This is a genomic window from Bradyrhizobium elkanii WSM2783, from assembly GCF_000472865.1.
In the GTDB taxonomy this organism is placed as follows: Bacteria; Pseudomonadota; Alphaproteobacteria; order Rhizobiales; family Xanthobacteraceae; genus Bradyrhizobium; species Bradyrhizobium elkanii_A.
Map to the genome: position 1 here is coordinate 1 of NZ_AXAP01000168.1, position 7,029 is coordinate 7,029.

Below are 7,029 nucleotides of genomic sequence, written 5' to 3' on the forward strand. Positions count from 1 at the left end.
CCCGCAACCGCCGCAACCGTGCTTTCGCTCCAGCTTTCGACAATACGCTCCGTTGTCACCTTGGCGTGGCCGAGAAAGCGGTTGAACCGCACCTCCAGCGCGCGGTCACCCTTGGCAAGCCGCCGCAGGCAAACATCCTTGCCCGCAACCATGCGTTCGACGAGCGCCGCCCCCCTTTATCGAGACGACGATCCCCGAACCGGCCCAACGTCCAGTCAATCCGTGGCGACATCGCGGCACCTCCGTCAAATCGAAGTGCCACAATAGAAATCACACAGATTCCCGATTCTGGAATCCCTCAAACCCGCCCCGAGTCAATCCGCCGCACCGCACCACATCTGTGCATGCCCTAGTGCTTTCGCAGGGACGACGGCTGAGAGCGCTCAGTGCTTCGTCACCACGCTCCACTTGGTGACCACAGCTTCGCTCATCTGCCCCGCTTCGTCCGCGCAGGCGACTTCGTCGACCTTCACCGAGATTTCCTTGCCGACAAAAGGCCTCAGTTGCGCGGCTTGCGCGTCATTGGCGGGGACAAGCTGGAACGTCTCGGGACCGGTCTCGAGATTGCACAGCCCGTTCGGCGGCGGCAGGCGGCGCGGTTCGCTGGTCAACTGATAGGTCGCGGTACGCTTGCCGGCTTTCTTGATGTCGCGGACGCGCAGCGTGTTGAGCTCGCCCGACAGCACATCGCCAGCGTGGATTGGCTTGCCCGGCTTCGGCGAAGCCTCCGCCTCTTGGGCCAGCGCGGCGGGCGCGGTCAGCACCGCCCCCAGAATGACCGCAAAGCACAGGCGAATGCCGAATCGGTGGTTCGTCATCTCGTTCAGTTCCGTTGTGATTGGCTAGAAGAGCGTTCGCTGCCGCATGGCTGCGGATAGCGTACCTTCATCGAGGTAATCAAGCTCGCCGCCGACCGGCACGCCATGCGCCAGCCGTGTCACCCGGACATTGGCCTCTTGAAGCATATCGGTGATGTAATGCGCCGTGGTCTGGCCATCCACGGTTGCATTCAGTGCCAGGATGATCTCGCTCACCTGCGGATCATGCGCGCGCGCCACGAGCTGATCGATGGTGAGATCCTGCGGGCCGACGCCGTCGAGCGGCGACAGCGTCGCGCCGAGGACGTGATAGCGGCCATTGGTCGCGTTCGCCCGTTCCAGCGCCCAGAGATCGGCGACGTCGGCAACCACAACGATGATGGAAGGATCGCGGCGTGGATCGGTGCAGACCGTGCAGGGATTCTGCGTGTCGATGTTGCCGCAGGTCTTGCAGACCTGGATCTTGTCGATCGCCACCTGCAGCGCCGCGGCGAGCGGCGTCATCAGGGCTTCGCGCTTCTTGATGAGGTGCAGCGCCGCGCGCCGGGCCGAGCGCGGCCCGAGGCCCGGCAGCCGCGCCAGAAGCTGGATCAGGCGCTCGATTTCAGGTCCGGCGACGCTTGCGGCCATTCAGGTGAGACCAAGTCCGGGCGGCAGGCCGAGCCCGCCCGTGAGCGCCTGCATCTTCTCCTGCACCGCGAGTTCCGCCTTGCGCCGCGCATCATTGTGCGCGGTGACCAGGAGGTCCTCGAGGATCTCGCGTTCCTCCGGCTTGATCAGGGATGGATCGATCCTGACGCCCTTCACTTCCATCTTTGCGCTCATGCGCACGGCGACGAGGCCGCCGCCGGAAATGCCCTCGACCTCGACATTGCCGAGTTCTTCCTGCATCGCCTGCATCTTGGACTGCAGCTGCGCTGCCTGCTTCATCATGCCGAGAAAATCAGCCATCGGTGGTCCCTTCAATCTGTTCGCGCATGATCTTCGCGCCAACGCTGCGCGTTTGTCGCGAAGCAAAACCGGCCCCACTTTCGCGGATCATGTTAGTCGTCGCTGTCGCCGCTCTCGACGGGGTCTTCGCCGACAATATCGGTCTCCGCCGGCTCAGCGGCAAGCCTGCGCACCTCGACGACCTTGGCGCCGGGAAAGCGCGCCAGAACCTCCTTCACCCGCGGATCGGCTTCGGCCGCGCGCTCGCGCTGGCTCTTTTCGGCGAGATTTTGCGAGCGAATGGTCGGCTGCCCGGCTTCATTGGAGACGATCACGGTCCAGCGGCGGCCAGTCCATAGTTCCAATTTGCGCGAGAGATCGGTGACGAGGCCGCGGGAGGCATGCGGCTCCAGCGCAATTTCGAGCCGCCCGTCCTCGATCCGTACCAGCCGGACATCTGCTTCAAGCGCGCCCTTGATCATCAAATCGCGCTTCTCGCCGGCAAGCGCGACAAGCTGCATGAAACTGGTGACGCGCAGCGCCGGCGCCGACTGCGTCTCGGGCACTGCTGCCTGCGGTCGCAGCGATGCCTCCGCGCTGGCCCGGGGCATTGCCGCGGGAGCGCGCACCGGCGACGAGGCAATCGAGGAAATGGGCGCCGATGGGGCAGCCCGCGACGCGGTCGCGCCGCCCGCGACCACCGGCGACGCGCCGCCGTTCTGCTCAATCATCCTGATGGCTTCATCCGGCGTCGGCAGGTCGGCGACATAGGCGATCCGCACCAACACCATCTCGGCGGCGGCGGCCGGGCGGGTGGCAGCCTGCACCTCGGCGATGCCCTTGAGCAGCATCTGCCACATCCGGGACAGCACCCGCATCGACAGTTTGGCTGCAAACTCGCGGGCGCGCACGCGCTCGGTCTCGCCGAACGCCACGTTGTCGGCGGTAGCAGGCACGATCTTCACGCGGGTAACGAAATTGACGAATTCGGCGAGGTCGGACAGCACCACCACCGGATCGGCGCCGACATCATATTGCGCGCGGAATTCGGTGAAGGCGGCCGCGATATCGCCACGCGCCAGCGAATCGAAGAGGTCGATCACCCGCGTGCGGTCGGCAAGGCCAAGCATCTGCCGCACTTCCTCAGCGCGCACGGTTCCGGCCGCATGCGCAATCGCCTGGTCGAACAGCGACAGCGAATCGCGCACCGAGCCCTCCGCGGCCCGCGCGATAATGCCAAGCGCTTCGGGCTCGACCTCGACGCCTTCCTTGGTCGCAATGTTACCGAGATGCTTCATCAGCACGTCGGCCTCGACCCGGCGCAGGTCGAAACGCTGGCAGCGCGAAAGCACCGTGACCGGGACTTTGCGGATTTCAGTGGTGGCGAAGACGAATTTGGCGTGCTCCGGCGGCTCTTCCAGCGTCTTCAGGAACGCGTTGAAGGCCGCGGTCGAGAGCATGTGGACTTCGTCGATGATGTAGACCTTGTAGCGCGCACTCGCCGGCGCATAGCGCACGCTGTCATTGATCTGGCGGACATCGTCGACGCCGGTATGGGACGCGGCGTCCATCTCCAGCACGTCCATGTGCCGGCTTTCCATGATCGCCTGACAGTGCAGACCAAGCACGGGCATCTGGATGGTCGGCCCCTTCAGCGAGCCGTCGGGCAATTCATAGTTCAGCGCACGGGCGAGGATGCGGGCGGTGGTGGTCTTGCCGACCCCGCGCACCCCGGTCAGGATCCAGGCCTGAGGGATTCGTCCGGTCTCGAACGCGTTCGAGACCGTGCGCACCATGGCCTCCTGGCCGATCAGATCGTCAAAGCTTGAAGGGCGGTATTTGCGCGCCAGCACCCGGTAGGGCTTTGCCGCTTCGAAGCCGGCCTGACCGGCGCCTTCAGCCTGATTCGGAGGAGCGCCAGCGTCGTTCATTGGTCGATCCGCAATTGAATGTCTCTCGGGCCGGCTTTGCGGAAAGGAGCGGAATCAAGCGCAAAACCGCGGAACAGCCCGCCTTCTGCATGATTCGCTCGAAAAACAGGTAGGAGACTGACGAGCGACCCGATCCGGACCTCGTTAGGGCTGCTTCCTTCCGGACCTGACCCGGTTGGCGAGTGGCTCGTCCACCGCCAATCTCCCGGTCCCTATTTGGGGCCAATAGGGCCGGAAAGCAAGCGTGGCCTGCGCGGAACGCACCGGGCTTGTGCCGGAGGCCAGAAAGGCTTTAGGTGCCGTCATGCCCGGGCTTGTCCCGGGCATCCACGTCTTCCTCTTGGCCGAAACAAGACGTGGATGGCCGGAACAAGTCCGGCCATGACGGGGAAATATGCATGTCCGCCTCGACCTGGTCACTGCACGCACGCCTCAAGGAAGACACGATCGACATTGGCGATCTGCCGCTCTGCCGGGTGCTGATCATCAAGGACGCCAATTACCCTTGGCTGTTGTTGGTGCCGCGCCGTGAGGGCGCGGTGGAGATCATCGACCTCGAGGAGGTCGAGCAGGCGCACCTCATGACCGAGATATCCCGCGTCGCGCGCGCCCTGAAGGACATCACCAAGTGCGACAAGCTGAACGTCGCCGCGCTCGGCAACGCGGTGCCGCAGCTTCATGTCCATATCATCGCGCGCCGTACCAGCGACGCCGCCTGGCCGCGCCCGGTATGGGGCGTGGTGCCGCCGCTGGCACATGATGCCGAAGAAGTGCAGAATTTCATCAGCGCGCTTCGCCGCAAGATCTGGTTGGGTTGAAGAATAGATGTCAGCATTCGATAATTTTCCGCTGGGGCAGCCGGCCTTCGTCACCAATGTTCTCGACCGCGCCGCGCATCTGCGCACCAATGAAGAGAAGCTGTTCGCGCTGGAAAGCCGCCGCGACGCGCGCGCTTACGTGATCTACCGCGACTCGCTGGTGGTGAAGCAGGAGGAAACCGGTCCGCGGGCACTGCTTTCGGTTGAGGAGGCGCTGAAATTCGGCGCCAATCCGGGCACGGTGTTTCTGGGCCTGCGCGATGGCGCGCCGGTATTCGGCATGGGCATTGCGCCGCAAGCAGCGGAAAAGCTGGTCGGCCGCAGCGACGTCGCCGTCACCGAGCTGCGCGGCATGGCGATGCAGGGCACCGCCCCGCCCGACCAGCTCTCGGCGATCGCGATGGCGAAATCCATGGTGACCTGGCACCAGCGCCACGGCTTTTGCGCCAATTGCGGTGCGCGCACCGCGATGAAGGAGGGCGGCTGGAAGCGCGTATGCCCGAGCTGCAAGGCCGAGCATTTTCCGCGCACCGACCCTGTCGTCATCATGCTCGTGACCCACGGCGACAGATGCCTGCTGGGCCGCCAGAAGCAATTCCCTCCGGGCATGTATTCCTGCCTTGCGGGTTTCGTCGAAGCCGCCGAGACCATCGAGGACGCGGTCCGGCGCGAGATCTTCGAGGAGTCGGGAATCCGCTGCACCGAGGTCAATTATTACATGACGCAGCCATGGCCCTATCCATCATCCCTGATGATCGGATGCACCGCGCGTGCAACCAATGAAGAAATCATCGTCGACCGCACTGAGCTCGAGGATGCGCGCTGGTTCGATCGCGCGGAGGCGACCTTGATGCTCAAGCGGCAGCATCCGGATGGCCTGGCTGGTCCACATCCTTTCGCCATAGCCCATCATTTGGTCGGACGTTGGCTGCATGGGAAAGACGCAGCGGGCGCATAGTGGCCCCGCAACGTACTGAAGTTGAAGAGTTTTTGGGACAGGACGAGATCGGCCGCCCGGCCGAGAACAGCCAACAGGCTTGCCTTAGAAGATTTTTCTCTATATGAGGGACTTAGCCCCTTCATATGGAACTTTTTTCTCATGACCGACCTCGCCGTTCCGCTGCATGACGCCAACCGCCGGCTCGACGCCATCGATCGCAAAATCCTGACCGTGCTGCAGGAGGATGCCTCCCTGTCAGTTGCCGAGATCGGCGATCGGGTCGGCCTGTCCTCCACCCCCTGCTGGAAGCGCATCCAGCGGCTCGAGGCCGATGGCGTGATCCTGCGCCGGGTTGCGCTGGTCGACCAGAACAAGATCGGGCTCGGCATCACCGTGTTCGTGTCGGTCGAGAGCTCCGACCATTCCGAGGCCTGGCTGCGCAAATTCGCCGACGCGGTCAGCGCGATGCCTGAAGTGATGGAGTTCTATCGGATGGCCGGCGACGTCGACTACATGCTGCGCGTCGTGGTCGCGGACATGTCGAGCTACGACATCTTCTACAAGAAGCTGATCAGCGCCGTGCCGCTGAAGAACGTCACCTCGCGCTTTGCGATGGAGAAGATCAAGTCGGTGACCGCGCTGCCGGTGCCGGCGGCGGCTTAAGCCCTCCACTGTCATCGTCCGCGAACGCGGACGATCCAGTATTCCAGAGAGGTTCGTCTTCGATTGAGACGCCGCGGCGTACTGGATACCCCGCCTGCGCGGGGTATGACGACGGCGGGGGTGGCCGGCGGCGCAATCAAATCTTCTGATTGTACTCGCCGACCTCCGGATGCGTGCGCAGCACCGCATCCACGGTCTCGAACATGTCGCGCATGCGCTGCTCGCTGACCGGGCTTTCGACCACCACCACCAGCTCCGGCTTGTTGGAGGAGGCGCGCACCAGGCCCCAGCTGCCGTCCTCGACCGTGACGCGCACGCCGTTGACGGTGACGAGATCGCGGATCGCCTGGCCGCCGATCTTGGCGCCCTGCTGTTGCAGGCCCTCGAAGTGCTTCACCACGGCGTCGACCACGCCGTATTTGGCCTCATCGGCGCAATGCGGCGACATCGTCGGCGACGACCAGGTCTTGGGCAGCGCGTCCTTCAGGTCGGCCATCGACTTGCCGGGCGCGCGGTCGAGCATCTCGCAGATCGCGATCGCCGAGACCAGGCCGTCGTCATAGCCGCGGCCGAACGGTTTGTTGAAGAAGAAGTGGCCGGATTTCTCGAAGCCGGCGAGCGCGCCAAGCTCGTTGGTGCGGCGCTTCATGTAGGAATGGCCGGTCTTCCAATACGCGGTCTTGGCGCCTTGCTGCTGCAGCACCGGATCGGTGATGAACAGNCCGGTCGANTTCACGTCGACCACGAANTGCGCGTCCTTGTGGATCGCCGACATGTCGCGCGCCAGCATCACGCCGACCTTGTCGGCGAAGATCTCCTCGCCGGTGTTGTCGACCACGCCGCAGCGGTCGCCGTCGCCATCGAAGCCGAGGCCGACATCGGCCTTGTGCTGCAAGACCGCGTCGCGGATCGCGTGCAGCATCTCCATG

Annotated in this window: 7 protein-coding genes, 1 other RNA gene and 1 pseudogene; 3 read left to right on the plus strand and 6 right to left on the minus strand. The window is 64.2% G+C overall.

Annotated features, from left to right (window positions below; all coding sequences use genetic code 11):
• Positions 1 to 383: 383 nt before the first annotated feature.
• The 5 genes from YY7_RS0148880 to ffs all read right to left on the minus strand — a co-directional run bounded on the left by YY7_RS0148880 (position 384) and on the right by ffs (position 3,885).
• Positions 384 to 818 (minus strand): hypothetical protein, encoded by a 435-nt coding sequence (locus YY7_RS0148880; RefSeq protein ID WP_035693163.1) that lies wholly within the window; start codon positions 816 to 818, stop codon positions 384 to 386.
• Between the two features lie 24 nt (positions 819 to 842).
• On the minus strand, positions 843 to 1,448 hold the full coding sequence (gene recR, locus YY7_RS0148885; RefSeq protein ID WP_028169301.1) for a recombination mediator RecR: 606 nt from the start codon (positions 1,446 to 1,448) through the stop codon (positions 843 to 845).
• Positions 1,449 to 1,769 (minus strand): YbaB/EbfC family nucleoid-associated protein, encoded by a 321-nt coding sequence (locus YY7_RS0148890; protein ID WP_028169302.1) that lies wholly within the window; start codon positions 1,767 to 1,769, stop codon positions 1,449 to 1,451.
• Between the two features lie 92 nt (positions 1,770 to 1,861).
• Positions 1,862 to 3,679: a DNA polymerase III subunit gamma/tau gene (locus YY7_RS0148895; protein WP_028169303.1), complete on the minus strand. Its 1,818-nt coding sequence runs from the start codon at positions 3,677 to 3,679 to the stop codon at positions 1,862 to 1,864.
• 109 nt (positions 3,680 to 3,788) lie between these two features.
• An RNA gene (ffs, locus tag YY7_RS57615) (signal recognition particle sRNA small type) lies at positions 3,789 to 3,885 on the minus strand.
• A gap of 192 nt (positions 3,886 to 4,077) precedes the next feature.
• On the opposite strand from ffs, the gene YY7_RS0148900 reads away from it, so the two are divergent.
• From YY7_RS0148900 to YY7_RS0148910, 3 genes are all read left to right on the plus strand, one after another.
• Complete coding sequence (locus tag YY7_RS0148900; protein WP_028169304.1) at positions 4,078 to 4,497, plus strand: HIT domain-containing protein; 420 nt, start codon at positions 4,078 to 4,080, stop codon at positions 4,495 to 4,497.
• Between the two features lie 7 nt (positions 4,498 to 4,504).
• Positions 4,505 to 5,455, plus strand: coding sequence for an NAD(+) diphosphatase (gene nudC, locus YY7_RS0148905; RefSeq protein WP_028169305.1), 951 nt, complete (start codon positions 4,505 to 4,507; stop codon positions 5,453 to 5,455).
• Between the two features lie 141 nt (positions 5,456 to 5,596).
• Positions 5,597 to 6,100, plus strand: a complete 504-nt coding sequence (locus YY7_RS0148910) for an Lrp/AsnC family transcriptional regulator (protein ID WP_028169306.1) — start codon at positions 5,597 to 5,599, stop codon at positions 6,098 to 6,100.
• Between the two features lie 136 nt (positions 6,101 to 6,236).
• On the opposite strand, the pseudogene YY7_RS0148915 reads toward YY7_RS0148910, so the two are convergent.
• Positions 6,237 to 7,029: pseudogene (locus tag YY7_RS0148915) on the minus strand (phosphomannomutase/phosphoglucomutase); the annotation flags it as partial.

Coding starts and splice junctions, on each gene's coding strand:
- YY7_RS0148880 (WP_035693163.1), bottom strand. CDS start 818: ATGACGAACCACCGATTCGGCATTCGCCTGTGCTTTGCGGTCATTCTG.
- recR (WP_028169301.1), bottom strand. CDS start 1,448: ATGGCCGCAAGCGTCGCCGGACCTGAAATCGAGCGCCTGATCCAGCTT.
- YY7_RS0148890 (WP_028169302.1), bottom strand. CDS start 1,769: ATGGCTGATTTTCTCGGCATGATGAAGCAGGCAGCGCAGCTGCAGTCC.
- YY7_RS0148895 (WP_028169303.1), bottom strand. CDS start 3,679: ATGAACGACGCTGGCGCTCCTCCGAATCAGGCTGAAGGCGCCGGTCAG.
- YY7_RS0148900 (WP_028169304.1), top strand. CDS start 4,078: ATGTCCGCCTCGACCTGGTCACTGCACGCACGCCTCAAGGAAGACACG.
- nudC (WP_028169305.1), top strand. CDS start 4,505: ATGTCAGCATTCGATAATTTTCCGCTGGGGCAGCCGGCCTTCGTCACC.
- YY7_RS0148910 (WP_028169306.1), top strand. CDS start 5,597: ATGACCGACCTCGCCGTTCCGCTGCATGACGCCAACCGCCGGCTCGAC.